Genomic DNA, 24,489 nt, shown 5'->3' with positions numbered 1-24,489 from the left:
CCGCTGGCGCGACGGGCAGGGTAGGGGGGTTCGCCGCCTGGCCGCGCCTGCGGATCTCGCACGGGCGCAACCGGTGCTCGCCGGCATCAGCCCGCCTACCTCGCTGCGCGTCACGCGCGCGGTCCTCGCGAGCGCGCACCTCAACCATGATCCCGGCGACAACCGGCCGCGCAATCTCGCCGCGCTCTGCCAGCGCTGCCACATGATCCACGACGCGGCCGAGCATCGCCGGCGCCGGTGGCGCAACGCCTTCCGGGTGCGAGCGATCGGCGACCTTTTTGCCTGATCGGAGATCCCCGCCGGCCGTCCGGTCCGGCCGCAAGGGTTGGGTGAGACAGAGGCGCCGCATGCTCTTTGTGTGGCCTAAGGCGGTCTGCATCGATTTGAAAGCTGGCTCGGCCGGATCAGCCGCTTCAGATAACTGTGATCGGCCTCTATCCGTCTCCGGCCCGTTCATGGTCAGCCCGTCGGGTGGGCAGGACATATGGTAAACAAGTTTTAACAAGCTGATGTTAAGGGAGGATGTCCTATTATAACGGCAGCAAGGTTTAACGGATGAGCGACATGACGGTCGCCAATGTTATGGCGATGCGTGCCGCCGTTCTTGACCGGAGCGCGGCCCTTCGAAATATTGCGCCCGCCGCCCAAGGTGGGGTCCCCGGCGCGCGCGAGGTCGGCGGCACGCCGGCTCCGAGCTTTGCCTCAACGCTTCAGACGGCGGTTCAGAAGATCAATGCCAACCTCGAGCAGGAAGATGTTGCTACCGAGGCGTACGAACGCGGCGAGACGACCGACATAGCCACCGTCGCGCTCATGCAGGCGCGCGCTTCAGTCAGCTTCGAGGCAACCCTGCAATTCCGGAACAAGCTGCTCTCGGCCTACAAAGACATCATGAGCATGCAGGTGTAAACTCGATGGCTTTGTTGCAAGCTTGCGGTGTCCGGAACCGAAGGGTTTCGGACGGGGCCGGGCGCAGCGTCCAGAAGATAGCTTGACGGGCATGTGAACAGGACCGATGATCCGGACACCCTTTGTGAACGGATCAGGCCCTTGTCGCGCACCTTCGCCTACGCCCGCGTTTCCACAGCGGGGCAGACCACCGAGAATCAGGTGCGCGAGATCGCGGCTGCGGGCTTCGCCGTCGAGCCGCACCGGGTCGTGAGTGAGACGGTGTCGGGCTCGGAGGCGATCGGGCGCCGGCGCGGCTTTTCTCGGCTTCTCGACCGCATGGAGGCTGGCGATGTGCTGATCGTCACCCGCCTCGACCGGCTAGGCCGCGACGCCATCGATGTCAGCGCGACGGTGGCGAGGCTCGCCGACATGGGCGTGCGGGTTCACTGCCTGGCGCTTGGCGGGATCGACCTCACCAGCTCGGCGGGCAGGATGACCATGGGCGTGATCAACGCCGTCGCGCAGTTTGAGCGCGACCTCTTGATTGAGCGCACCCAATCGGGGCTCGCGCGCGCCAAGGCGCAGGGCAAGCGGCTGGGCCGGCCGCATTCGCTCGATGTTCCCACTCGCGACGCCGTGCTTGCAGGTCTTGGGCGCGGCGAGAGCCTGTCGGCCTTGGCGCGCCGGCACAAAACCAGTCGCCAGACAGTGATGCGCCTGCGCGACGCCACGATGGGGCAAGCGGATGAGGCGGTCGATGCAGCATGACTTCAAAGCCCAGCACTTCAAAGGCGAGGTGATCTTCTGGGCGTAGCGCTGGTATTCGCTATGTATCAGCTACCACGATCTCAAGGAGATGCTGGTTGAGCGCGGTGTTCCCGTCGTCCACACCATCATCTGCCGCTGAGGACAGCGATACGCGCCCGCAAAGGCTGGGAGAAGCCGTTCAGCATCAAGTGCAGAACCGGATCAGGTGCGAGTTGCGCCTTACTTCGGCGGCACCTCCTCAACGCTCTCCCGATCCTCGTTGTCGGGCTGCGGAGAAAGCTGATCGAGGGCCTCGCTGGGGTCAGACGGCCGCGAGTCAGGATGAGGATCGGGCGGTACACTTGCCATTCGATTACACCTTTGCCTTGCAACCCATTCAATAATCGCTGGTTACCGAAACCGCCTTACTCTGCCGGACTTCTCAATCATCGTGGGCAGCGCTGGCGCGAGATCTTGGCGAAAGCGCTTCGATGATGCGGCACTCCGCGATCGTCGCGCGTTCGCAGCATTCCAGACTTCGAACTAGTTCTGTTCGGAGCGCCGTCAAATCGGCGAGCTTGCGATCGATTTCCGCGACATGATGGCCAGCGATCACGTCTACCTCCGTACAGGAGCTGCCGCGGTTGTCGGCAAGCCGAAGAAGGTCGCGCACCTGATCGAGTGTAAACCCGAGATCACGGGACCGCTTGATAAAGGACAGCCGATCCAAGTGGGCTCGATTATAGATTCGGTAATTCCCGCTAGTCCTGGCTGGCGGCGCGATCAGGCCCTCGGTCTCATAAAACCGGATGGTCTCGATCTTTAGGCCAATCCGGCTCGCGATTTCGCCTATTTTCATTCCCGTCTCTTCGCGCTTGACCCTCTAGTGGGATGAGGGTTCATATACACGGCCGTCACGCGAATCGAGGCACCCTTGTCATACGACTGCTGCTCACGAAAAGGCGACACAATCGCCGAACTCGGCCGCAAGGCCGACCAGCGGCGCGTGCTGATCGCGGTGATGGCGATCAACTTCGTGATGTTCCTTGCCGAGTTCGGCGGGGGTGTCATGGGACGATCATCGGCGCTGATGGCGGATTCGGTCGATATGCTCGGCGATGCCGTCGTCTATGCGCTCAGCCTTTATGCCTTGAGCCGTGGGCCGCGCTGGGAAGCCGGTGCGGCGCTTGCCAAGGGCGGCATCATCCTCGTTTTCGGTCTGGCCGTGGTAGCGGAGATCGCCGACAAGATCGTGAACGGCGTGCCGCCCTCGTCGACGCTCATGCTGGGGTTCGGCGGTGCCGCGCTCGCCGCCAACATGACCTGCCTCGCGCTGTTGTGGCGATTCCGCTCCGCGAACGTGAATATGTCGAGCACGTTCGAGTGCTCGCGCAATGATGTCGCATCGAATATCGGCGTGCTGATCGCCGCAGGAATGGTCGCCGTCACTGGCGCGGCGTGGCCGGACATAGCGGTAGGCGCGGTCATTGCGTTGATCTTCCTCCGTTCGGCCTGGCGTGTGTTGGCGGCCGCGATCCCGGCATGGCGGTCGTCCCTGCCGATCCCGCCGGAGATAGTACAATGACGCACGAAGCAGTTGGCTTTGTACGATATGATGTATCGAGCCGCGCTCAAATGAACCCGCTGCTTTCACCTGACCGACAACCGTCAGGACTATCGTTCTGCCGGCGCGGCTGTTAGAGGTCGTAACGTGCGAAGCCTGGTGAACTTCCTTGCTGGCCTGATGCTCGTCTTCTCCTTGCAGACGACGGCGATGGCGCACGCACTGGAGCGAACGAATGTCAGCGTGTCGGCACAAGCTCCGATCGCGACGCAGATCGCAGAAGGTCACACCCCTGGCGATGCCGACCAAGTGCCGGCTGACGGCGACAAGGGCTACCCGCACCATCATGGCGGCTGCCACGGCCACCAATTCGCCCAGCCGGTAAAGTTCGCGTCCGCCACATGGACGCCCGGCGTCCGTCAGACCACGCTTTCCGAAGTGCGAACGGTCCTGCCGCGCTCGACAGCCGATCCCGCGCTGAGGCCCCCGCAAGCCTGACGACCTGCTGACCCCGCCGGCCTGTGCCGAGCGGGGCGAACTCGGTTCGTCAGGAGTCATTATCAATGCATCGTATCATCGCGGCCGTGCTGGCTGCGGCATCCTTGGCCGATGCGGCCGGGGCGCAGACGGCACCGTCGCCGGGTCTTCCGGCGGCCACAGCGACGTCACAGACAGCGCCCACATTCTCGCTTGAAAGCGCGCTCGCCGCCGGCGGTATGCCGGCGTCGTCAACGTCCAGTGCCAACAACAATCCTGCCCGCTCGACCACGGCTACGCCGTCTAGCAGCCCCCCCAGCCTGCCATCTGTCGCGGCGGCCACGGCCGGGGTCGGTGCGGCCACGGCGGCGCGCCGGGTAGCCGGGCTGCGCCCCAATCCTGAGCTGCAAGCGCAGGTAGAGAACATCGCCGGTTCCGGCGTCTATAAGGGGCTGCGCAGCTCTGAAACGACGATCGGGGTCGCACTTCCGCTCGAACTAGGGGGCAAGCGCTCCGCGCGTGTGGCGCTCGCCACCGCCCGCCTTACGCGGGCGCAGATACAGGCAGAGATCGCGCGCGCCGATCTCCGACTCCGCATCACCCAGCTCTATATTGAGGCGGCCGCGGCCGAGCGCCGTGCCGAAGTGCTGGCCGAACAGGCTGGCATCGCGGCCAATGCCTTCCGCGTCTCGCGTGAGCGGGTCACGGCAGGGGATGTCGGGCCGATCGAGCAGCAGCGCGCCGACGTGTTGCGCATCAATGCGCAAGTCGCGGCCGAGAGCGCTGCCCGACAGGCCCAGGCGGCCCGGATCAACCTCGCCACCTTGTTGTCCGCACCTGTCACGGGACCGCTCGATCGGGCGTGGTTCGAGAGGATCGACGATTACGGCCCCCCTCGTCCGGTTGATGTCGCAGCGACATTGGCTTTGGCAGCCGCGGAAGCCGATGTCCGCACGGCCGGCGCACAGGTCCGCGTCGCGCGCTCGCTTCGGGTGCCTGACCTTACCGTAAGCACCTTTGCGCGACGCTTCAAAGCAACGAACGACACCGCTGCCATGGTCGGCATCTCGATCCCGATCCCGGTGTTCAACAATGGCAGCGCCTTTGTTGCGCAGTCGCGCTCGGAACAGACCGTCGCGGTCGCTCAGCGCAACCTCGCGGTTGTCGACACAAGCCAGGCGATCGCCAGCGCACAGACAGAAGTTGCGAACGCTGCTGCAACGGCGCGGGCGGCCGGTGGCGCCGGCCTCACTGCGGCGCAGGAGGCGGCACGCATCGCGCGCGTCGGCTACTCCGCCGGCAAGTTCGACCAGATCGCGCTCCTCGATGCCGAGCGCACCCTTTCACAGACCCGCCAGACCTACGTCGACGCCCTCGCGGCCTACCATGACGCACAGGCGCGGCTCGACCGGCTGACGACGCCGGCTCCCGTCAATTCCGGAGACAACCAATGATCGATCAGGACGCTAACCAGAAAAAGCGCCTGCTAGGCGGCGGGGCGGCCATCGCCCTCGTAGCCGCGCTTGGTGGCTTCGCCGTCGCGAAATGCAGCGCCGATAAGCCCGCCGCGACCGAAGCGGCAAATGGCAACGCCGCTGCTTCCACAAAGGAAGAGAAGGTGCCCGATGCGGTCGCGATGACCGAACAGGCGATCACGCAGGCCGGTATTTCGACGGAGACGATCCGGGCCGGTGGCCTCGGTGCTGAGATCGTGGCGCAAGCGACGGTCAGCGCGTCGCCGCAAGGCGAGGCGATCGTCACTGCCCGCGCTGCCGGCGCTGTCACGCGACTGATGAAACGGCTCGGCGATCCGGTTCGGGCCGGCGAGACGCTGGCGATCGTCGAAAGCCGCGACGCAGCGCAGATCGCGGCCGATCGCACCGCCGCAGCCGCCAAGGCGGTGCAGGCGCAAAAGGCGCTGGCGCGCGAACAATATCTTTACCGCCAAAAGGTCTCAGCGCGCGTCGAGCTGGAGCAGGCTGAGGCCAGTGCAGCCGCAGCGGCGGCCGAAGCGCGGCGCGCGAGTGTATCCGCCGGGGCTGCAAGGGTGACGGCTGATGGCCGCGGCGTGGTGGTATCGAGTCCGATTTCGGGGCGCGTGACGGCCGAAAGCGTCAGCCTGGGCGCGTTCGTCCAGCCTGAGACGGAGCTGATGCGCGTCGCCGACGCCTCCAAGGTCCAGATCGAGGCCGCGGTCGGCCCAACCGACGCTCAGCGGCTCGCACCCGGCGACAAGGCCATTATCGAGCTGCCGGACGGGCGGACGATGGAAGCGCGCGTGCGCGCGGTCACGCCGGGTCTCGCGAGCGAAACGCGCTCGGCGACGGCGGTACTGGATGTGTCCGGCACGCTTCAACCGGGTCTCGCAGTGCGCGTTCGCCTGCTCCCGAGCCGGGGCGACAGCTCGAATGCGATCGTCGTGCCGGAAGAGGCGGTGCAATCGCTGGAAGGCCGCGACGTCGTGTTTGTCCGCACCGCGCAGGGCTTCCGCGCGCAGACCGTCACGATCGGCCAGCGCAGCAACGGCCGGGTCGAGATCATCAAGGGCCTGTCGGCGGGCAGCCAAGTGGCAACCAAGAACGCATTCTTGCTCAAGGCCGAACTCGGCAAGGGCGCGGGCGAGGAAGAATAGACCATGATAGCCAATCTCATGGCGTTTGCCGTCCGCGCTCGCTGGACGGTCCTCGCGCTCTTCCTCGTCATCGCCGGCCTCGGCGTCTGGCAGATCACCAAGCTGCCCATCGACGCCGTGCCGGACATCACCAACAACCAGGTCCAGATCAACACGGTCGATCCCCGGCTCTCGCCGGTCGAAATCGAAAAACTCGTCACCTACCCGGTCGAAATCTCGCTCGCCGGCATCCCCGGTCTCGAAACGACGCGCTCGATCTCGCGTAACGGTTTCAGCCAGGTAACGGCGATCTTCACCGACAAGACCGACCTCTATTTCGCGCGCCAGCAAGTCGGCGAGCGGTTGCGCCAGGCGACCAGGAGCCTGCCTGACGGCGTGCAGCCGCAAATCGGGCCGGTGACGACGGGCCTTGGCGAAATCCTCATGTATACGGTGGGCTACGCCAACCCCGACGGGCGAGGCGCCAGGAAGGTCGCGGGTCAGCCGGGCTGGCAACCCGATGGCAGTTATCTCACACCCGAAGGCGATCGCCTGACCGATCCTGTCGCGAAGGCGAGCTATCTGCGCACGGTTCAGGATTGGATCATCGGCCCGCAGCTCCGCTCGGTGGGAGGCGTCGCCGGCGTCGATTCGATCGGCGGCTATGCCAAGACCTTCGTGGTCGAGCCTGATCCGACAAAGCTCGCCAGCTTCGGAATCTCCTACAGCGAGCTGGGCCAGGCGCTCGAGAACGCCAATCTCGCCGTAGGGGCCAATTACTACAATCGCGGCTCCGAGGCTTATCTCGTCCGCGTCGACTCGCGTGTCCGCACCGTCGATGAGATCCGCAACGCTGTCGTGGCGACGCGGGGCACTGTCCCGATCACGGTCGGCCAGATCGCGAACGTCAGGATCGGCGGTGATCTGCGGACCGGCGCAGGCAGCATGAACGGCCAGGAGGCGGTCATCGGCACGGTGCTGATGCTGATCGGCCAGAACAGCCGCGTCGTTGCCGAACAGGCTTCGGGCAAGCTCGATCAGGTCGCGAAGACGCTGCCGCCGGGTATCGAGGTCAAGGTCGTGCTCGATCGCGCGAAGTTGGTCGGCGCCACGGTGTCGACGGTCGAGCGCAACCTGACCGAAGGCGCGATTCTCGTTGCGGCGTCGCTGTTCCTGCTGCTCGGCAACTGGCGCGCCGCGCTGATCGCCGTATTGGTCATCCCGTTCTCGTTCCTGATGATGGCGATGGGAATGAACGCCTTCGGCGTCCCCGCCAATCTGATGAGCCTCGGCGCACTCGACTTCGGCCTGATCGTCGACGGTGCGGTCATCATCGTCGAGAACTGCCTTGCGCGACTGGCGCACCGGCAAGAACACGAAGGCCGGTTGCTGTCGCTGCGCGAACGGCTCGAAGAGACGATGCGGGCGGCGCAGGAGATGATTAAGCCCACCGTCTTTGGGCAGGCGATCATTCTGCTGGCCTTCGCGCCGCTGCTGACCTTCACCGGCGTCGAGGGCAAGACCTTCTCGCCGATGGCGATCACCATCATGCTCGCGCTGGTGGCAGCGTTCCTGCTCGCCATCACGCTCGTTCCGGCGCTGGTCGCGATCCTGATCCGGGGCAAGGTCGCGGAAAAGGACGTGTGGCTGATCCGCAAGTCGAAGGATCGCTATCTGCCGCTGCTCGACAAGGCGATTGCGCGGCCCTGGCCGTTTATCCTCGGCGGCCTAGCCTTCTTTCTCGCGGCGGTCCCAGCATTCGGGCTGCTCGGCTCGGAGTTCATTCCCCAGCTCGACGAGAAGAACTTGGCGCTCGCCTCGACGCGGGTGCCATCAGTTAGCCTCGAGCAGTCGCTGGCGATGCAGCGGCGGGTCGAGGCGGCGGTGAAACGCCTGCCGGAAGTGGAGACGATGTTCTCGAAGACGGGCACGGCCGAGGTCGCAACCGATCCGATGCCGCAGAACATGTCAGACGGTTTTGTCATCCTTAAACCGCAGGACCAATGGCCGGCAGGCGTCGAAACCAAGGCGGAGGTGATCGCCCGCATCAAGAAGGCCTCGGGCGGGCTGCTTGGGAATCTGTACGAGGTCAGCCAGCCGATCCAGCTCCGCTTCAACGAGCTGATCGCCGGCGTGCGCGGCGATGTCGCGATCAAGCTCTACGGTGACGATCTCGACAAGATGTCGCAGGTCGCAAACGACATGGTTCGCGTGCTGCAAGGCATTCCCGGAGCGGCCAGCGTCAAGGCCGACCAGGTGGGCGGCGCGCCGACGCTCGACGTGAAGCTCGATCGCGCTGCGATCGCGCGTCTCGGCCTCACCGTTCGCGACGTCGCGGACACGGTCGCGGCCGGGCTCGGCGGCCGGGAGTCCGGCCTGGTCTATGAGGGTGATCGGCGGTTCGACGTCACGGTGCGCGTCCCTGACGTGACCCGTGCTAACCTCGACGACATCCGGTCGCTGCCGGTGCTACTCCCCGAAGTCGCAGGGCGGCCCCGCAGTCAGGTGCCGCTCGCGCAGGTCGCGCAGATTAATCTGACCGAGGGCTTGAATGAGATCAGGCGCGAGAACGGCAAGCGACGTCTCGCCATCCAGATCAACCTTGGCGGTCGTGACGCCGGCTCCTTCGTCCAGGAAGCGCAAGCCAAAATCGCTCAGGTCAAGCTTCCGGCAGGTTACTATCTCGAATGGGGCGGTCAGTTCGAGAACCTGCAGGCGGCGTCAAAGCGGCTGTCGATCGTGGTGCCTCTCTGCTTCCTCGCGATCTTCGGGCTGCTCTACATGGCGCTGGGCAGTTTCGGACGGGCGGGCGCGGTGTTCCTAGCAGTGCCGCTGGGTCTCGCAGGCGGCGTCTTCACGCTCGCCCTGACCGGGATCAGCTTCTCGGTATCGGCCGCGGTCGGCTTCATCTGTCTGGCCGGCGTGGCGGTTCTGAACGGCCTGGTCGTGATGAGCGCGATCCGCGAGCGGAGCGATGCGGGGATGCCGATCGTGGAGGCCATCCGCGATGGCATGGCCGACAAGATGCGCGCGGTGGTGATGACGGGCTTCGTACCGGCGATCGGCTTCGTGCCGATGGCGCTTGCGCATGGCACCGGCGCTGAAGTCCAGAAGCCGCTCGCGACGACGGTGATCGGCGGTCTGATCGCCGCCACCATCCTGACCCTGCTCGTGCTGCCCGCGATTGCCAAGGTGATCCTCGGGCGGACCGAGCGCGGACAACAACAAGAGGCGGGCCCGCCCCATGGCGAGGAACCCGCCCTCATGAAAGGAGAAGCGTGATGGGAGAACCGGCCAGAAAACTGCTTCGGATTTATACGGATGAAGCGGCCTACATCGGCGACCGGAAGGTTTTCGAATATGTCGCCTCGTTGGCGCGTGATCGCAAGATGGCGGGGCTGACGGTGCTTGAAGCGTTGATCGGGTTCGGCGCGTCGTCGCGTGTCCACCGGCGCCATGTGCTCGAAAGCGATCGGGCCGTGGTGATCGAGATCGTCGATTTCGAGGACGCCTTGCGCGCCTTCGTCGCCGATCTCGATGACGTGCCCGACATCGGCCTCATCACCCTCGAAGCGATCGAGGTCATCGGGGGCAAAGCCAGCCAAACGCTGGCAAGCCCGGCCCGATGAACGTCGCTCCGGCATGCGGAGGGGCTTGCACGGTGCAAGCCCCTGCCGCCCGCCAGCTCTCATCAATCTCCGGCTCAACGGGAGGGAGGCCGCCAGCGTGCGCTCCGGCTTGGGCCGCGTCATGGCCGAACAGGACATCCAGCCATGAAGGAAGAAACCACTTTCGATTTCAATATGTCAGCGCTGCGGGTCTGGTCGCTGATCTCCGATCTGAAAGGCTTCGCGCGGTGGCATCCGGTCTATCGCATCGCGGGAGAAGCCGAACGCGGTGCCGAAATGGACGTGACCTGTCGCCTATTCGGCGGCGACCGCAAGATGACGACAACGATGGTCGTCAACAGGCTCGCCAAACCCGAACTCATCGGGTGGCAGATTGGCGTGCGGGGGTTCCTGACGCTCGACGAGCGCTACGAAATCAAGCCGATCGCCAATGGCGTCCGTATTCATCATTCGATCGATTGCCGGGGCATGGTGGGTGCGCTGCTCGGGCCGCTGATGCGCCAAGGTCTGCGCCGCAACATGCGGCAACAAGACGCCGCCTTCCTCAACCTCCTGCGCCGTCAATCGCGGCGGTCGGGGACGTCGACGCGCCATCACCGACGCTCCATCAAGCCACCCGCTCGGGACGCCGCCAATGACTGACGCGGCCACAACCGACGCCGCTGCGGAGCGACGCTCGCTTTCAAATTCCAAAAAGGATGACGACATGGTAGAAAATCGCCCTTCTGAAGGGCTGTTATGCCCAACGTGCCGGGTGGATCTCGTCATGAGCGAGCGCCAGGGCATTGAAATCGACACTTGTCCGCAATGTCGCGGCGTCTGGCTCGATCGCGGCGAACTCGACAAGATCATAGAGCGCAGCATCAGCGATGAAGCTACCGGCGCGTCCAGAAGCGGACGCCTCGGGATGTTCGACCAACATCGCGGCGGCCATGAAGATCATGGCAACAAACATAGCTACGAGCGCGGCCACCAGGGGCGGCGCAAGAGCTTCCTGCGCGATCTGTTCGACTGAACCGCTGTGGATCGGCCGCCGCACAATGAGTCCTTCGGGCGCACGTGTGAGAACGGCCCGCGCCATGGGCGTGCCCCCTTAACCGCCCATGGCGAACGAATCTGGAAGAGCGGGAGAATGGCCGCTCGGCTCATCAAGCGCAGCCCGGCCCGATGGATCATTATCCTGCTTGGGCTTGGTTTGACGCCGGCCCTGCTTGGCTGTTCTCCCTCCACCGACAATGGCGACAGCGACGGATCCCGCGACCGGCGATTGCCCAACTTCATCGGGGAGCATTTCTACGCCTGCCCCGATGGATCGCGGCTCGATGTCGATTTTGTCGGCGATGGCCTCACGCTCGACATCAAGACAAGTCCGAACGCCGCTCCGGTGCGCGTCAGCTCGCCGGCAAGTGGGCTGACCTATGTCGGCCCTAATCTCAACGTGACGATCTCGGGCGGGGACCGGATCACGCTCCTGCGCCCCGACGTGCCTCCGCTGGCTTGCAAGAGGGTGCAATCCCGGACCGCGCCACCCTGAAACCACGCCGCCTGCCTGATCTCGAATTGCCCCCGCGAAGGGAAAACCCATGAACGACAAGCTCAAACTCGACATCCCGGTTATCCTTCCCGATCTGCCCGACGCGGCCGACGCCTGCCTCGATCGGCTCGTTTCGACGTTGGTTTCCCGCGACGGTGTCGAACGCGCGCATGTCATCACCCTTGATGGCGATGATCCGGCGGCGCTGTGCATTCACTTCGATGCAGGCAAGCTACCGCTGTCGCGCGTGCGCGAGATGGTGCGCGCCGCGGGCGCCGAAATCACCGAACGCTACGGCCATGCGATCTGGCAGGTGACGGGGATCAATCACGAGCGCCGCGCCCGCACGGTAAGCGAAGCGCTCAGCGCGATGAAGGGCGTCGTCCAGGCGAGCGCCAGCACGAGCGGAACGATCAGGGTCGAATATGATCGCCGCGAAACGACCGAACAGGACATTCGCGATGCCCTGGGCAAGCTCAACGTCGGCCTCGGCAAGCGGATCGCGGCCGACGAGCATGCCGGCCGCGATCACGCTGGCCACGATCATGCCGGGCACGATCACGGCCCCGGCGGACATGGGGCCAAGGAAGAGAAACATGGCCCCGGCGACGGACACGACCATGCCCATGGCGGCTTGCTTGGCCCAAACACCGAGCTGATCTTCGCGCTCGCTTGCGGCGCGGCGCTGAGCATCGGCTTTGCGATCGAAAAGCTGGTGGCGGGTGCGCCTTCGTGGCTGCCGCTCGCGCTCTACATCGCCGCCTATTTCTTCGGCGGTTTCTACACGTTGCGCGAGGCGATCGAGAACCTGCGCCTGAAGCGGTTTGAGATCGACACGCTGATGCTGGTCGCGGCTGCCGGCGCAGCCGCGCTTGGGGCTTGGGCGGAAGGCGCATTGCTGCTGTTCCTGTTCAGCCTTGGCCATGCGCTTGAGCATTACGCGATGGGACGCGCCAAGAAGGCGATCGAGGCACTGGCCAAACTGGCGCCGCGCACTGCCATGGTCCGCCGCCCCGATGGCGACACAAGCGAAGTGCCCGTCGAGGACTTGAAGGTTGGGGACATCATCGTCGTGAAGCCCGATGAACGGGTCGCGGCCGATGGGTTCATCGTCAAGGGCACGACCGCGATCAACCAGGCCCCGGTCACGGGCGAGAGTATGCCGGTCGACAAGCGGCCTGTGCACGACGACGAAGCGGCCCGCCAAAACCCTGACAAGGTCGATGCGGCAAGCCGCGTCTTTGCCGGTACGATCAACGGCAGCGGCCTGGTCGAAATCGAGGTCACGCGCCTGTCCACCGAAAGCACGCTCGCCAAGGTGGTGAAGCTGGTCAGCGAGGCAGAGACACAGAAGTCTCCCACGCAGCGTTTCACGGACCGTTTCGAGAAGTTCTTCGTGCCGGCGGTGCTGGCGCTGTCCTTCTATCGGGCCATGGCGGTGCTGGTCGCGGCAAGCCCTTGCGCGCTCGCCATCGCGACCCCCAGCGCCGTCCTCTCCGGCGTCGCGCGTGCCGCGCGCGGTGGCGTCCTCGTCAAGGGCGGCGCACCCCTCGAACTGCTCGGCTCGCTCGACGCCATCGCGTTCGACAAGACGGGCACGCTCACCAAGGGCGAGCCGCGCATTCAGGAGATCATCCCCGCGCCAGGTGTGGTCAAGGAAGACTTGATGGCGATCGCCGTAGCCGTCGAATCGTTGAGCGATCATCCGCTGGCCCAAGCGATCGCCCGCGACGGCCGCGATCATATTGGAGACAAGGCCGTCCCCTCGGCCGACAATCTCAAGAGCCTGACCGGCCGCGGCGTCTCGGCCGTGGTGGGCGAGAATGAAGTGCTAATCGGCAAGGCCGAAATGTTCGGCGCCGACGGTATCGCGCCGCTGTCGGCCGAGATGACGGCCGCGATCGAGAAGCTGCGCGCGCGCGGGCAGACGAGCATGATCGTTCGCCGCGACAACAAAGACCTGGGCGCAATCGGCCTGCTGGACACGCCCCGCGAGGCGGCGAAGGCCGCACTCGGAAAGCTCCGCGCGATCGGCATCAAGCGGATGATCATGATCTCGGGCGATCATCAGCGCGCCGCCGAAGCCATCGCCAAGGAGGTCGGCATCGACGAGGCATGGGGCGATCTCATGCCCGAAGACAAGGTTGAGGCGATAAAAAAGCTCCGCGCCGAAACCAAGGTCGCCATGGTCGGCGACGGTGTGAACGATGCTCCTGCGATGGCGACGGCGACAGTAGGCATCGCCATGGGCGCCGCTGGGTCCGACGTTGCGCTCGAAACGGCGGATGTCGCCCTGATGGCTGACGATCTCTCGCATCTGCCCTTCGCGGTCGGGCTGAGTCGTAGCACCCGGTGGGTAATCCGCCAGAACGTCTTTGTCAGCCTGGGCGTCGTCGCCTTCCTCGTGCCTGCCACCATCCTCGGCCTCGGCATCGGGCCTGCGGTCGCGATGCATGAGGGATCGACGCTGCTGGTCGTATTCAACGCCTTGCGATTGCTGGCCTACCGCGATTCGGCGGAGAAGGCGGCATGAGATGACTCGGCGGCCTCGAGCTCGACGGCACCTCCGCCGAACGCAAACGGCCCGGTTGCCGAGATGGCGGCGGCGCCCGCACGTCGGCTCACCATGGTGGACGTTGCGGAAGTGTCGGGCGGCGACTGGCCGCGCATCGATAAGCAGATCGCCTCGCGCCTGCCAGGTCGCAAGGCCCAACTCGCGCCTACGTGTCGGAGCTGACCATGTCGATAGAATCGAAACATAGAGGAGGCCGGCGGAGGGGCCCCTGGGATACTCCCAGCGAAGCAGCACCTCGAAAGGACATCGTGAAGCGGGCGCGTGAAGCGCACCTCCTGCAACGCATCCAGCTGTTCCGCCGCCTGATCATCTGGCCGGTCATCGTAGCTGGGGTGGCACTGGCCGGACTAGCGGCGGACGCAAGAGGGTGTCTCCCTGCCGTCTCGGTAGTTTTCGCGGCGGCTTCGCTTGAGTTGCTGGCAGCCTATTACATTGCGGGGACCATAGTTGGAACCCGCACCTGGCTCCGGAGCGCCAGGAGCATCGCTATACCGGTCATGGCCCGCTTATGGGCTCTTGGCACCGCGGGCGCTGCTTCTGCCATGCTGATTGCAGGCCAGCTTCTGGCTTGGCGCTGTCGATGATTGATACCAGTCGTATCGCCCCTCTTGTCGATGGCCCTCGTTGGAGAGGCCAGGCTAGCATGAGCCGTCAGGCAATCTCGTTTGCGCTCGATTTGCCATCAGCGGCTCGCGGGACCCTCGGGGCTCGCGCTTGGGCTCTTGCCTGCTCAGCTGATCAGTGCCGCCCGGGCCGGCTGCGAAGAGCAGCCCTCCCCTCATGGGAGCGACTTCCAACATCGAGGATGTGCGAGACCGTTAGGTCGGCTTCTGACTTGACTTCTCATAGTAAAAGCGGCGGTGAGGATTGCAACCATGCCTATTGACCATAGCAAGGACGAAACTCTTTCAGAGAAAGGTACTATATCTGATGATGTGGAATATTGGCAGATGCGTGCGGAACAGGAGCTAGAACTGGCACAAAAAGCGTCGAAGCCAGAAGCCGTTGCGGCTCATTGCCAGATTGCTAATGCTTATCTTGAACGCGTGGCAATGTGTGCGCCCGAGAAAGGCTTAGCCAGCCCCTCGATTGCTGACGCGACAGGGGAGACCTAGCCCCAAAGTGTCTTGATCACCCGCGAAGGGCGGACTTGGGATCGATGAGGTGCGCGGTGTCCGCGGCGACGGGCGGCCGGGAAGTGGGGCAGCGAGGACTACCAATGAGGAACATGGGATTCACTCTCATCGCAGCAGCACTCGCTGCCACCGCGGCAGAGGGAGAGACGTTGCGCCAGGCCCTTCAACGGGCTTACCGCACCAACCCTACCCTGATGGCGGCGCGGGCAAGTCTCCGCGCAACCGACGAGGGCGTACCACTTGCAAAGGCGGCGGCTCGTCCTGCGCTGAGTGCAACAGCTGATTACCAGGAATTTGTCGTGCGCAGTGCAAACAGTTTCGTCTCTCCTCTTCGTGCGGCAAGCACGGGCGCAAACGTAACCTTCCCGCTTTATCAGGGCGGGGGCGTGCGGGCGGCCATCCGCGCTGCCGACGCGCGCGTGCTCGTGGGCCGGGCAAATCTACGCAGTACGGAGGCTGACGTGTTTACCGCGGTAGTCTCCGCATACATGGATGTGATCCGCGATGATGCCATTGTCGCTCTCAATCGTACCAATGTGCACACGCTTGAAATCACTCTTCAAGCATCAAGGGATCGGTTCGAGGTTGGCGATCTGACGCGCACCGACGTAGCACAATCGGAAGCGAGGCTTGCCTTGGCGCGCGGCCAGCTCCAGACCGTGGAAGCGCAGCTCGATGCGAGCCGGGAGAACTACACGCGGTTCGTTGGGATCCCGCCCGCTGATCTCCAGCCACCGCCTCCACTTCCGGGCATGCCAGGAACAATCGACCAGGCAATTATAACGGCGGTCGAGAACAACCCGGCACTCCTCGCTTCTAAGCAACAAGCTAGGGCGGCAGGTTATGATATCAGCGTGGCGAAGGCGACTCGACTTCCCAAGCTTTCGCTTGTCGGAAGCAGCAACTACAACAACTATTTGGGCACTCTCGGGAGCAGTATTGGCGGACGAACTTTCCAGCAGGCGCAGCGGACAACAACGGTAGGCGTGTCGCTTGCTCTGCCGCTGTATCAAGGCGGCGCTCCCGGTGCCCGTGTCAGGCAGGCGCAAGCGCTGGCGAGCCAGTCCCTCGAACAGATCGTTGCCACTGAGCGCGGTGTCGTTGCCGATGTCCGTGCTGCCTTCTCCAGATACCGTGCTACACAAGGCGTAACCCGCTCGGCAGAGGTCGCAGTAAAAGCGAACGAGCTCGCGCTTGAGGGCACGCGCGCGGAAAATAGCGTCGGAACCCGCACGGTGCTGGAGGTCCTAAACGCTCAGCAGGAGCTGTTGAACAGCCGCGTTCAACTCGTAACTGCACAACGCGATGCTTATGTCGCCGGATTTGCTCTGCGAGCGGCCATGGGCCGCGCCGAAGCGCGAGATCTCGGACTATTCGGAGATTCCTTGTTTGATCCCACAGTAGACTATACTGAGCCGCGGGCGAGGGGAATTCCTGCTCCGTCGGGTCTTACCGGAGACGAGCTCCCCGAAGGCGACGGCAATGTCGATCGTTGACCGGCCCCCTTGGAATATGCCGAGCTTTGGTCAGTGCCGGTTGAACGACGCTCCTGCGATGGCGGCGGCCACCGTGGGCATTGCCATGGGAGCCGCTGGGTTCGACGTTGCGCTCGAAACGGCGGAGGTCGCCCTGATGGCCGACGATCTCACTCTTCTGCCGTTCGCCGTCGGCCGAGCCGGAGCGCGCGCCGGGTGATCCGCCAAAACGTCTTTGTCAGCCTCCGCGACGGACACTGCTGCCAGTGCCGACTCCTCGAGGTTGGGCCTCCGGTCGCGATGCACGAGGGATCGACGCTGCTGGTCGTGTTCAACGCGCTCCGGCTGCTAGCCTATCGGGATTCATCGGACAGGGCAGGCATTGGCAAGCCTGAAGGACGCGCCGCATGAAGCTGGGCGGGCGCGTTCGCTCGATTGCGCTTTTCGAGCAGCTCGGGCCCGGTCTTGTGACGGGAGCCGCCGATGACGATCCAAGCGGCATCGCGACCTATTCGCAAGCGGGCACACAGTTCGGTTTCGGCCTGCTGTGGACGATGCTCCTCACCTATCCGCTGATGACAGCCGTCCAGCTCGTCAGCGCCCATATCGGGCGCGTGACGGGCTGTGGGCTCGCCAAGAATATGGGCGACCTTCTATGGCGGCCCTTCGTCACGTTCCTCGTCGTGCTGCTCTTCGTCGCCAACACTATCAACATCGGCGCTGATCTGGCGGCGATGGGTGCGGCCGCCGAACTGGTGGCCGGCGGCGGTGCGCATGTCTTCACGGTCGGATTCGCGATCGTCTCGCTGATCCTTCAGCTTTTCCTGCCCTACCAACGGTATGCCGGCTTGCTCAAATGGCTGACCCTGACGCTGCTGGCCTACGTCGCGGTCCTCTTCATGGTGAAGCTCGATTGGCTCGGCGTGGCGAAAGGGCTCACGATACCCCGGATCGAAGGCAAGGAAGCGGTCATCACCGTGGTCGCGATCTTCGGCACCACGATCAGTCCCTACCTGTTCTTCTGGCAAAGCGCTCAGGAAACAGAGGAAGTTCACCGCAACCCGCATGAAGAGCCTCTGGTCGACGCGCCATGGCAGGCGCGGCGCGAGTTCCGCCGGATGCGGCTCGATACGTTCGTCGGCATGGCGGTCTCCAACCTTGTCGCAATCGCGATCATGATCGGCACGGCGGCGACGCTTCATGCCGCCGGAATGTCCTCGATCAACACGGCGGCCGACGCCGCCAAGGCGTTGCAGCCGGTCGCCGGTCGCTTCGCTTTCCTCTTGTTCAGCTTGGGCATCATCGGAACCGGACTGCTTGCCGTACCCGTTCTCGCCGGTTCGGCCGCCTATGCGATCGGCGAGTCGCGCGGATGGAAATGCGGACTCGATCAGCGTCCTTGGGAGGCGGTCGGCTTTTACGCCGTCATAACGCTCGCAACCCTGCTGGGAATCGCAATCGACTGGTCTTCCCTCGATCCGATCAAGGCCCTGTTTTGGAGCGCGGTCATCAATGGCGTGGTGGCCGTGCCGATCATGGCCGCAATGATGTTGGTCGTGTCCCGCCGAAGCGCCATGGGCAAGTTCACGGCTTCGCCGCGCCTGCTCTTCTTCGGGTGGACGGCTACCGCGGTCATGGCGGCAGCGGCGGTCGCCATGATCGTCCTGCGGTAGCGTCGATGAACGCCGGCAACCGTTACGTTATCAACCGCTTCCTGCTGAAGACGGCCGTGCTCGGTGCTGCCGCCTCTTTGCGATCTCGCGAGGGGGCATGGCGCGTCGCGGCGGTGCTATTCCTGTTAGCCTCCGCGCTCGATGCTCTCATCGCCCTGGTCCGGCGTCACCGGCCGACTGACCGGAGCCTGACCTATTGGGACGAAGCTGCGGCCTTCCTCCTTCTGAGCGGACTTGCAACCGCTATCGCGATTGGATCATCAAAATGACACTGCCCTCATGGTCGGAAGCGCTGTCTCACATTCTAAGCCTTGCCCTGGCCTATGCGCTCGCCCTCCCAGTGGGCTGGGACCGCGAGCAAGACGAACGCAGCGCCGGCATAAGAACCTTCCCGCTGGTCGCGATCGCCAGTTGCGGTTTCGTGCTGGTCGGCATTGCCATCCTTGGGCGGAGCAATCCCGCGCAGGCCCGATTGCTCGAAGGTTTGATTACCGGCGTCGGCTTCATCGGCGGTGGCGCGATCCTGAAGCATGGCGGCAAGGCATCGGGCACCGCCACCGCTGCGAGCCTGTGGGCGACAGGCGCCCTCGGGGCTGCGGTCGGCTATGGGCTCTATGACATCGCCGTCGTTCTCAGTCTGACCACGTTCCTAACGCTGCGATGCTCGCGACCTCTGAAGCGCGCCTCGCACGAGCAAGGCGAAGAACCTCAAGCCCGAGTCGCATCCGCTGCGCCTCATGGTCCTGCAACAACCGACCGCGCGGATCACCGCTAATCGGCCCTTCAATCACGAAAATGAGAAGTGCGCTATGGGGTTACGCCGCAAGGCCCAATGATGGGAGCTTTTGCTGCCTGCGGGGATATGGATTTGGGCAGACAAGCTGACGCTCCGCACCACACGCGTGATCATGCGGACAGGTATCGCGCCGAGGCGCATGATTCTTAGGATGTTCCAGTTCTCCGACCGACTGTCTCGCACAGGCTTCAACGTTTGGCGGGAGCGACGGGGCAAGTGGCGATAGATCGTCCGATCCGAAATTGGCATGAAAGAGATCTGTCGACTTCATGACAGGTAGATGCCGCCATGGTATGCTGGTGCATCTAGTTCCATCTCGTGTCTATTGAGATTAAATCCTGCCCAACCCTCGATCCCGCCAATGCTTATTCATCCATGGTCCCCAACCGTCGCGCAGAATAGCAAAGACTAAGTTAGGATGTTCACTGCGCGAGCAGCAACAAGTCCGACAGTCAGCAATGATATTGTTGCCTCGACTGCCATCAATAGCTTACTTTGTGCGCTCAGCGGCATTGTATCAGTCGGAGAGAACGCCGTAGCGTTTGTGAAGGCAACATAAAAGTAGTCGATGAACCCAGGTGACCAAGTAGGGTCTTGATCACCAGTTCCTATCATCTGCGGGAACAGGAAATCTGGTCTTTTGTCATCGTGAAGTCCTAATCTGGCTGGTCCGCCGCGATCGATGTTCCAAAACCACAAAGCAAACACTATTATATTTGTAAACCAGATATTTAATGCGTCAATCAGTAGAGATTGGCCGCCCTTTGCGCCACTGATAAGCTGCTTTGTTACTGAGACAAGTGCATAAAGGTTGAGCGCCATAACTACCGCTGTTAGCGCTAGAGCAAATTGTCGTATTAGCTTACGATGGCGGCATATTATGTGCCAGTGGCCATCACCTTGTACGTGACGAGCCCGCCCCTGCGTCCACGCAGTTGCGACGGAAAGGGGAACCAACATCGCAAGCTCGCATGCGGGGGCAAGCCATCTTGGTCCGAAGATCAAGTTGTTGTTGACAAACAGCAGCTGCAACCCTGCGATTGCGGCTATTGCGCCTCTAGCAAGCCAAAAGTCAAAAGCATGGGTCTGAAAATTGATATGGGGCGAGTGCATCTAGAATACCCTTGGGATCGATGAAGCTTGCGGCTCGGAAGTCATTGCTCCAGGTTATGATCCACGATTGGGGGTTTCGCCAATTCTGATCGTGCACCACCGCCTCACCCCGGTCCCTTGGGCAGACGTCAGTGATGTCCTCCGCCGTGGTGGCCGCCGCCATGGCTTATTCCGAGGTGACCGCCCCCTAGATGACCGCTGCTCAGATGATGGCCGGCGAGGCCGAAACCGAAGCCGAGCGATCCGTAAAAGGGAGCGCCATAATAGCCGGGATAGCCGTAGCGGTAGGGGTAGCTTTGTCCATAGTAGCCGCCTTGACGAGCGGCGCTCGCGACCAGACACCTTTCACCGCTAAGCGGCCGCGAACCGTCCGCCGTTCCGGCAACGGGCGGTGAGGGCACGATGGGAAGCTCAGCAGCAGGGTTCGCAAGAGCGGGACCGGGCAGCGACGTAACCGGCACGACCCGCAGCGCGCCGGGGGTGTCGCAAGGTGCGGGGAGGTAGACAATCGGCGGCGGTGACCCGCCGTAGGTCGCGCAGCCACCGAGCAGGACGGCTCCGGCCAGCGGCAACGTGATGGAGCGAAAGTGCCGGATCTTCATGACGATCTCTCCTTGCTGCTGTCGTCCGTTACGTGGCGGCAAGCCTCCAACGACTAAACTTGGGAAGGTAACCGGCTATTGCAGAGGTCCCGCAACTTCAAGACAGCTCATGCTTTCGCCCCGCCTAATGGCGGTTCCCCGCCCCGATGCACCGCCGGGTGGCTGGCGAACAACCCGGTCAGAAAGAGGTGGCCGAGCCGGCGAGCGTTGGCCGCGAGCACCGCGGCGGCGAGCGCCAGATAGGCCCAGGACAGCCAGGTGAGGCTGGCGACCGTTCGCGCCTCGTCGCCCAGGAAGGCCAGCGTCAGCCCGACTTGTGCCGCGAACAGCGCCGCGAGCGCCAAGCCGCCCCATAACCCCAGCCGCAACCGCAGGAGCAGCGCGATGCCGAACAGCGACTGCGCGGCGGTGAGAAGGAACTCCTCGTGCTGGCGCGCGTCAAGCGGCAACGCGGTCAGCCCGCCCGCGCCCAGGCTCATCGCCAAGGGCAGCATGCCGACGAGCAGCGTCCACTGGTTGATCTTGTCGGAGATCATCGTCGCCAGGCCGTTTGCGGCGCGTCCCGACAGTACGAACAACACCGCAATGGTGACCGCCGGCGCCTCGCTGGCGAGCGGCGCCAGCCACTGGATGAGGAGAAATTCGTCGATCCCGATCAGCCGCCCTGATGCGACCATCGATTCGGCGAACGGCTCGGCCGACGCGAGAATCACTGCCGCCGAAACGATGGTCAGCCCTCCCATCGCGAGCCACTGGCGGGCCGGCGGTAGCCGGCCGAGCGCGGCCGCGGGCCCGGGCTCGTCGTCCTCGTCCTCCTCCGCCTTGGGCAGGTAGCTCACCCGCCACACATAAGCGGCGAAGATGCCGACCAGCACCACGCTGTCTATCCAGCCGATCGCGTCGCGCACCAGGATGGTGAACGACCAAGCGGTGCCGATCATCAGGAACATGATTTCGGCTGCGTTGACAGGGGCGAGGTCGATCCGCCGCTGGCGCGTGCGCAGCCAGTGAAGAATCACCATCAGCGGCCAGGCAAGCCCGACCAGCAGCCGGTTGGCCCCGGTCATGTTGGCGGCGGCATAGTGGACGTAGTTCGAGTTCGGGGCCTGACCCGCCGCATAGGCGTAGTAGAAGTCGACGGCATATTCGGGCAGCACGGTCACCAGCGCGATGGCCGCGACGATCAGCCCCTGGCTGACGCGCTTCTCGGCGGTCTCCGCACCCCAGGACAGCATGAACCCTGCCGCCAGGATCGCCGCGCCGAACAGGCCCGCATCGAGCAGCGCGTTGGGCCGCCAGCCGCTTGCCCGAAGCGCGATCGCGGGCACGGTCGCGGCGACCGCAATGCCGAGATAGATCAGGAAGCGACCGAGCGTCGCCGGCTTCGCGGTGTTCATGCGGTGTGGCTCCATCGGATCGCAGACATGTGACGAGGCGCATTCCTATCGGAATGCGCCGTTGGCCCCGGCTCTCAGCCGCTGTGGCGGGCATAGACCCGCTGGCCGGCCGGGCCGAACGCGACCACGTCAAAGGCTTGCGCCCGCGCGCCGGGAACCTCCATGCCGGGCGATCCGAGCGGCATTCCCGCCACCGCCAGGCCGCGCACCCCGCGCGGACGCCCGGTCAGCGCGCGCTTCATATCGGCGACAGGGACGTGACCCTCGAACGCCAGGCCGTCGACCACGGCCGTGTGACAGGAGACGAGGCCCGGCGGTACGCCTCGACTGCGGCGGAAAGCCGTCCGGTCGGCATCGTCGACGATCCGCACGTCGCGCCCGAACTGACGGCGCACCTGCGCCGCCCACTTCTCGCAGCAACCGCATCCCGGATCACGGTGCATGGCGATTGCGGATGCCGACGCGATGGCGGGTACGCCAGCGAACACCGCGCTAAGCAATAGAATGAGTGATCGCACGATCTTACTTCCTTCCATAATATCACCGGCTTTGATGAAGTGCATCTCATCAAAGCTGACCATCGCCCGGACAACGTCAACGGGTACCTTTCGATACATGAACGACAGCTGCCGGCACCGTATCCGCCCGGTTCATCGACAAGGGTGCATTATCTGTACATCGTTCGGCGTGAGGCCGCACCGACTCAGGAGAAGATCATGAAACGCTTTTTGATCGCCGCTACGGCGGCACTCGCGTTCGCCGCGCCGGCCATGGCCCAGTCCCACAGCGGCTACGGCGCTTACGGTGGCTATGGCGCTTACGGCGGCACATATGGAGGCGGCTACGGGCAGCCCCGCGAATACTACGGTCCGGGTCCGGGATACGGCTACAACGATCGGGGTTATGACTATCGTCAGTCGCGTCACGCGCAGCGCGAGGATTGGCGGCACGAGCGGCGCGACAACTTCGAGCGTCGCGACTTTTTCGAGCGGCGGGATCATCACGGCCGCTGGTAAGCGAAATACGAGGAGCACATGTCATGACGGACACGCTACCCACAGCCAGTGCCGCCTCGGCGAGGGCGCAGGGACTGCTCTGCCCCGTTTGCCGAATAGATCTCACGCTCGCTGACCGACAGGGCGTCGAGATCGACTATTGTCCGCAATGCCGCGGGATCTGGCTCGACCGTGGCGAGCTCGACAAGATCATCGAGCGTAACGCCGCCTACGAGGCTTCGGTGACAGCGCCACAGGGTGGCGCCGGCTATGCGGCTCCCACCCCTGGTTACGCCCAGCCTTCCCCTTGGGGCTACGATGACAGCCACCACGACAGAGGGCACCACGGCGGCGGACACGGTGGTGAAAGCCGACATGGTGGAGGACACCACGGCGACTACCGGCGCGGCGGGTTCCTCGCCGGACTGTTCCGACATTGATGACCGGCGTGGATACCCCGCCTCCGCTGAGACGGACTGGTCCGGCCGGTCGGAAGACAAGCGGTCTGGTCGTTGGAACGGCCTTGGCGTCCGCCTGTCTTTTGATGTCACCAGCATGGGCGCAGACGCGCGGTCACGGTGCCGGCGTGAACTGGAGCGGCGATCACGGGGGCGTGAATTGGGACGGCGGGCACGGCTATGGAGGTGGCGGCTACGGCGGCTACCCGGCTGCGTCGCCATCTCCCGCGTACATACCGCGGCTCCCGACATACGACGTGCTGCCTCGTCCTTCCCGTCCCGCTTTTCCCCGGACGACGACGCGCGATGAACGACGCGCGAAATCCTCCAATGCGCTAACTGATGCTGATCGTCGACCGAGATAAAGGATTGGCGCAAAACTGAATGCGCACGGACCATGACACGCGGAAACGGATCAACGCTTCACAAGCCCGTCCATATCTACCTCGATAGTGCAACGCACCCTCGCACGCCCCTTGTTTGCTCGCTTCCGGCAAGCCTCCAGCACTTTGCGGTTGGCGGTGACGATCCGATCGCCTGCCGCGATGTTGGCGAAAGCCTCAGGCGCCGCGGTTCGCATCATGCGCTGTCCGCTCTCCCACATCGGCATGGCAATCGTCCGCGCCGCCATGCGCTCGGGCCATTGCCAGCTCGCCGGCGCGATCTCGCGCGCAACTAGGCCCGGCATGATCGCCCATGCGAGGATGCCGGCCGCCATGCCGCCCAGCCCGAACCATAGCTGCCGGTTCTTCTGGTCGGCCCGCGTCCATGCGGACCCGGCGATGGTGCGAAGCTCGGCCATGACGCGGGCCTTGT

At 64.2% G+C, this 24,489-nt stretch carries 25 protein-coding genes and 2 pseudogenes; 21 read left to right on the top strand and 6 right to left on the bottom strand.

The features are described from left to right. The 3 genes and pseudogenes from IEX18_RS18270 to IEX18_RS18260 all read left to right on the top strand — a co-directional run. A pseudogene (locus IEX18_RS18270) lies at window positions 1–286 on the top strand (hypothetical protein); the annotation flags it as partial. 269 nt (window positions 287–555) lie between these two features. Next, the gene (gene fliE / locus IEX18_RS18265; protein WP_188661311.1) at window positions 556–909 is read left to right on the top strand and encodes a flagellar hook-basal body complex protein FliE; all 354 of its coding nucleotides are present in this window, start codon (window positions 556–558) and stop codon (window positions 907–909) included. Between the two features lie 141 nt (window positions 910–1,050). Beyond that, window positions 1,051–1,659: a recombinase family protein gene (locus IEX18_RS18260; protein WP_188661308.1), complete on the top strand. Its 609-nt coding sequence runs from the start codon at window positions 1,051–1,053 to the stop codon at window positions 1,657–1,659. 421 nt (window positions 1,660–2,080) lie between these two features. Here IEX18_RS18260 and IEX18_RS18255 read toward each other — a convergent pair whose 3' ends face one another. Continuing rightward, complete coding sequence (locus tag IEX18_RS18255; protein WP_188661305.1) at window positions 2,081–2,497, bottom strand: MerR family transcriptional regulator; 417 nt, start codon at window positions 2,495–2,497, stop codon at window positions 2,081–2,083. A gap of 75 nt (window positions 2,498–2,572) precedes the next feature. Between IEX18_RS18255 and IEX18_RS18250 the strand changes: the two genes are divergently transcribed. The 16 genes and pseudogenes from IEX18_RS18250 (at window position 2,573) to IEX18_RS18175 (ending at window position 19,087) form a co-directional block, all read left to right on the top strand. Next, window positions 2,573–3,223: a cation efflux transmembrane domain-containing protein gene (locus tag IEX18_RS18250; protein WP_188661302.1), complete on the top strand. Its 651-nt coding sequence runs from the start codon at window positions 2,573–2,575 to the stop codon at window positions 3,221–3,223. A 126-nt stretch (window positions 3,224–3,349) separates the two neighbouring features. Continuing rightward, the gene (locus IEX18_RS18245; protein WP_188661297.1) at window positions 3,350–3,700 is read left to right on the top strand and encodes a hypothetical protein; all 351 of its coding nucleotides are present in this window, start codon (window positions 3,350–3,352) and stop codon (window positions 3,698–3,700) included. Window positions 3,701–3,765: 65 nt separating this feature from the next. Next, complete coding sequence (locus IEX18_RS18240; RefSeq protein WP_188661295.1) at window positions 3,766–5,133, top strand: TolC family protein; 1,368 nt, start codon at window positions 3,766–3,768, stop codon at window positions 5,131–5,133. Next, window positions 5,130–6,311, top strand: coding sequence for an efflux RND transporter periplasmic adaptor subunit (locus IEX18_RS18235; protein WP_188661293.1), 1,182 nt, complete (start codon window positions 5,130–5,132; stop codon window positions 6,309–6,311). The genes IEX18_RS18240 and IEX18_RS18235 overlap by 4 nt, the downstream gene beginning before the upstream one ends. A 3-nt stretch (window positions 6,312–6,314) precedes the next feature. Further along, the gene (locus IEX18_RS18230; RefSeq protein WP_188661291.1) at window positions 6,315–9,572 is read left to right on the top strand and encodes an efflux RND transporter permease subunit; all 3,258 of its coding nucleotides are present in this window, start codon (window positions 6,315–6,317) and stop codon (window positions 9,570–9,572) included. After that, entirely contained in the window at window positions 9,572–9,919 is a 348-nt protein-coding gene (locus tag IEX18_RS18225; RefSeq protein WP_188661289.1) for a DUF190 domain-containing protein, read from the top strand. Before IEX18_RS18230 ends, IEX18_RS18225 begins: the two co-directional genes overlap by 1 nt. Before the next feature lie 144 nt (window positions 9,920–10,063). Continuing rightward, complete coding sequence (locus IEX18_RS18220) at window positions 10,064–10,561, top strand: SRPBCC family protein (RefSeq protein ID WP_188661287.1); 498 nt, start codon at window positions 10,064–10,066, stop codon at window positions 10,559–10,561. Between the two features lie 124 nt (window positions 10,562–10,685). Then, the gene (locus IEX18_RS18215; protein ID WP_229664714.1) at window positions 10,686–10,934 is read left to right on the top strand and encodes a TFIIB-type zinc ribbon-containing protein; all 249 of its coding nucleotides are present in this window, start codon (window positions 10,686–10,688) and stop codon (window positions 10,932–10,934) included. A gap of 117 nt (window positions 10,935–11,051) precedes the next feature. Then, on the top strand, window positions 11,052–11,453 hold the full coding sequence (locus tag IEX18_RS18210) for a hypothetical protein (protein ID WP_188661282.1): 402 nt from the start codon (window positions 11,052–11,054) through the stop codon (window positions 11,451–11,453). Between the two features lie 49 nt (window positions 11,454–11,502). Further along, window positions 11,503–13,986 carry a heavy metal translocating P-type ATPase gene (locus tag IEX18_RS18205; RefSeq protein ID WP_188661279.1) on the top strand — a complete coding sequence of 828 codons (2,484 nt, stop codon included), beginning with the start codon at window positions 11,503–11,505 and terminating at the stop codon, window positions 13,984–13,986. Window positions 13,987–14,903: 917 nt separating this feature from the next. Next, on the top strand, window positions 14,904–15,143 hold the full coding sequence (locus tag IEX18_RS18200) for a hypothetical protein (RefSeq protein ID WP_188661276.1): 240 nt from the start codon (window positions 14,904–14,906) through the stop codon (window positions 15,141–15,143). A 113-nt stretch (window positions 15,144–15,256) separates the two neighbouring features. Next, window positions 15,257–16,660, top strand: coding sequence for a TolC family outer membrane protein (locus IEX18_RS18195; RefSeq protein ID WP_229664712.1), 1,404 nt, complete (start codon window positions 15,257–15,259; stop codon window positions 16,658–16,660). Between the two features lie 40 nt (window positions 16,661–16,700). Continuing rightward, window positions 16,701–17,050, top strand: a pseudogene (locus IEX18_RS18190) (heavy metal translocating P-type ATPase); the annotation flags it as partial. Further along, window positions 17,047–18,312: an NRAMP family divalent metal transporter gene (locus IEX18_RS18185; protein ID WP_188661270.1), complete on the top strand. Its 1,266-nt coding sequence runs from the start codon at window positions 17,047–17,049 to the stop codon at window positions 18,310–18,312. The pseudogene IEX18_RS18190 and the gene IEX18_RS18185, both read left to right, overlap by 4 nt. Before the next feature lie 5 nt (window positions 18,313–18,317). Then, entirely contained in the window at window positions 18,318–18,581 is a 264-nt protein-coding gene (locus IEX18_RS18180; protein WP_188661268.1) for a hypothetical protein, read from the top strand. Beyond that, window positions 18,578–19,087, top strand: coding sequence for an MgtC/SapB family protein (locus IEX18_RS18175; RefSeq protein WP_229664711.1), 510 nt, complete (start codon window positions 18,578–18,580; stop codon window positions 19,085–19,087). Before IEX18_RS18180 ends, IEX18_RS18175 begins: the two co-directional genes overlap by 4 nt. A 429-nt stretch (window positions 19,088–19,516) precedes the next feature. Here the strand turns inward: IEX18_RS18175 and IEX18_RS18725 are convergent, their stop codons facing one another. The 4 genes from IEX18_RS18725 to IEX18_RS18155 all read right to left on the bottom strand — a co-directional run bounded on the left by IEX18_RS18725 (window position 19,517) and on the right by IEX18_RS18155 (window position 22,756). Next, window positions 19,517–19,930 (bottom strand): hypothetical protein, encoded by a 414-nt coding sequence (locus IEX18_RS18725; protein WP_229664710.1) that lies wholly within the window; start codon window positions 19,928–19,930, stop codon window positions 19,517–19,519. A gap of 419 nt (window positions 19,931–20,349) precedes the next feature. Then, window positions 20,350–20,823, bottom strand: coding sequence for a hypothetical protein (locus IEX18_RS18165; RefSeq protein WP_188661263.1), 474 nt, complete (start codon window positions 20,821–20,823; stop codon window positions 20,350–20,352). Between the two features lie 107 nt (window positions 20,824–20,930). After that, window positions 20,931–22,220 carry a calcium:cation antiporter family protein gene (locus IEX18_RS18160; protein ID WP_188661260.1) on the bottom strand — a complete coding sequence of 430 codons (1,290 nt, stop codon included), beginning with the start codon at window positions 22,218–22,220 and terminating at the stop codon, window positions 20,931–20,933. 74 nt (window positions 22,221–22,294) lie between these two features. Next, on the bottom strand, window positions 22,295–22,756 hold the full coding sequence (locus IEX18_RS18155; RefSeq protein WP_229664713.1) for a DUF411 domain-containing protein: 462 nt from the start codon (window positions 22,754–22,756) through the stop codon (window positions 22,295–22,297). 180 nt (window positions 22,757–22,936) lie between these two features. Here IEX18_RS18155 and IEX18_RS18150 point away from each other — a divergent pair, with 180 nt between their 5' ends. Then, window positions 22,937–23,236: a hypothetical protein gene (locus IEX18_RS18150; RefSeq protein ID WP_188661257.1), complete on the top strand. Its 300-nt coding sequence runs from the start codon at window positions 22,937–22,939 to the stop codon at window positions 23,234–23,236. A 23-nt stretch (window positions 23,237–23,259) separates the two neighbouring features. After that, complete coding sequence (locus IEX18_RS18145) at window positions 23,260–23,655, top strand: TFIIB-type zinc ribbon-containing protein (RefSeq protein WP_188661254.1); 396 nt, start codon at window positions 23,260–23,262, stop codon at window positions 23,653–23,655. Window positions 23,656–24,088: 433 nt separating this feature from the next. Here the strand turns inward: IEX18_RS18145 and IEX18_RS18140 are convergent. After that, on the bottom strand, window positions 24,089–24,489 hold a 401-nt coding region (locus tag IEX18_RS18140), incomplete at its 5' end, for a DUF6118 family protein (protein WP_229664709.1).

Origin of the sequence: Sphingomonas metalli (genome assembly GCF_014641735.1) — a bacterium.
Taxonomy (GTDB): Bacteria; Pseudomonadota; Alphaproteobacteria; order Sphingomonadales; family Sphingomonadaceae; genus Sphingomonas; species Sphingomonas metalli.
Note: the sequence above shows the minus strand (reverse complement) of the source record. Positions and strands in the feature narration are given on the sequence as shown.

Bases quoted from the DNA above. Each gene is read 5' to 3' on its own strand.
- fliE (WP_188661311.1), top strand. From the start codon at position 556: ATGAGCGACATGACGGTCGCCAATGTTATGGCGATGCGTGCCGCCGTT.
- IEX18_RS18255 (WP_188661305.1), bottom strand. From the start codon at position 2,497: ATGAAAATAGGCGAAATCGCGAGCCGGATTGGCCTAAAGATCGAGACC.
- IEX18_RS18240 (WP_188661295.1), top strand. From the start codon at position 3,766: ATGCATCGTATCATCGCGGCCGTGCTGGCTGCGGCATCCTTGGCCGAT.
- IEX18_RS18235 (WP_188661293.1), top strand. From the start codon at position 5,130: ATGATCGATCAGGACGCTAACCAGAAAAAGCGCCTGCTAGGCGGCGGG.
- IEX18_RS18230 (WP_188661291.1), top strand. From the start codon at position 6,315: ATGATAGCCAATCTCATGGCGTTTGCCGTCCGCGCTCGCTGGACGGTC.
- IEX18_RS18225 (WP_188661289.1), top strand. From the start codon at position 9,572: ATGGGAGAACCGGCCAGAAAACTGCTTCGGATTTATACGGATGAAGCG.
- IEX18_RS18220 (WP_188661287.1), top strand. From the start codon at position 10,064: ATGAAGGAAGAAACCACTTTCGATTTCAATATGTCAGCGCTGCGGGTC.
- IEX18_RS18215 (WP_229664714.1), top strand. From the start codon at position 10,686: ATGAGCGAGCGCCAGGGCATTGAAATCGACACTTGTCCGCAATGTCGC.
- IEX18_RS18210 (WP_188661282.1), top strand. From the start codon at position 11,052: ATGGCCGCTCGGCTCATCAAGCGCAGCCCGGCCCGATGGATCATTATC.
- IEX18_RS18205 (WP_188661279.1), top strand. From the start codon at position 11,503: ATGAACGACAAGCTCAAACTCGACATCCCGGTTATCCTTCCCGATCTG.
- IEX18_RS18200 (WP_188661276.1), top strand. From the start codon at position 14,904: ATGCCTATTGACCATAGCAAGGACGAAACTCTTTCAGAGAAAGGTACT.
- IEX18_RS18195 (WP_229664712.1), top strand. From the start codon at position 15,257: ATGGGATTCACTCTCATCGCAGCAGCACTCGCTGCCACCGCGGCAGAG.
- IEX18_RS18185 (WP_188661270.1), top strand. From the start codon at position 17,047: ATGAAGCTGGGCGGGCGCGTTCGCTCGATTGCGCTTTTCGAGCAGCTC.
- IEX18_RS18180 (WP_188661268.1), top strand. From the start codon at position 18,318: ATGAACGCCGGCAACCGTTACGTTATCAACCGCTTCCTGCTGAAGACG.
- IEX18_RS18175 (WP_229664711.1), top strand. From the start codon at position 18,578: ATGACACTGCCCTCATGGTCGGAAGCGCTGTCTCACATTCTAAGCCTT.
- IEX18_RS18725 (WP_229664710.1), bottom strand. From the start codon at position 19,930: ATGGCGCTCAACCTTTATGCACTTGTCTCAGTAACAAAGCAGCTTATC.
- IEX18_RS18165 (WP_188661263.1), bottom strand. From the start codon at position 20,823: ATGAAGATCCGGCACTTTCGCTCCATCACGTTGCCGCTGGCCGGAGCC.
- IEX18_RS18160 (WP_188661260.1), bottom strand. From the start codon at position 22,220: ATGAACACCGCGAAGCCGGCGACGCTCGGTCGCTTCCTGATCTATCTC.
- IEX18_RS18155 (WP_229664713.1), bottom strand. From the start codon at position 22,756: ATGGAAGGAAGTAAGATCGTGCGATCACTCATTCTATTGCTTAGCGCG.
- IEX18_RS18150 (WP_188661257.1), top strand. From the start codon at position 22,937: ATGAAACGCTTTTTGATCGCCGCTACGGCGGCACTCGCGTTCGCCGCG.
- IEX18_RS18145 (WP_188661254.1), top strand. From the start codon at position 23,260: ATGACGGACACGCTACCCACAGCCAGTGCCGCCTCGGCGAGGGCGCAG.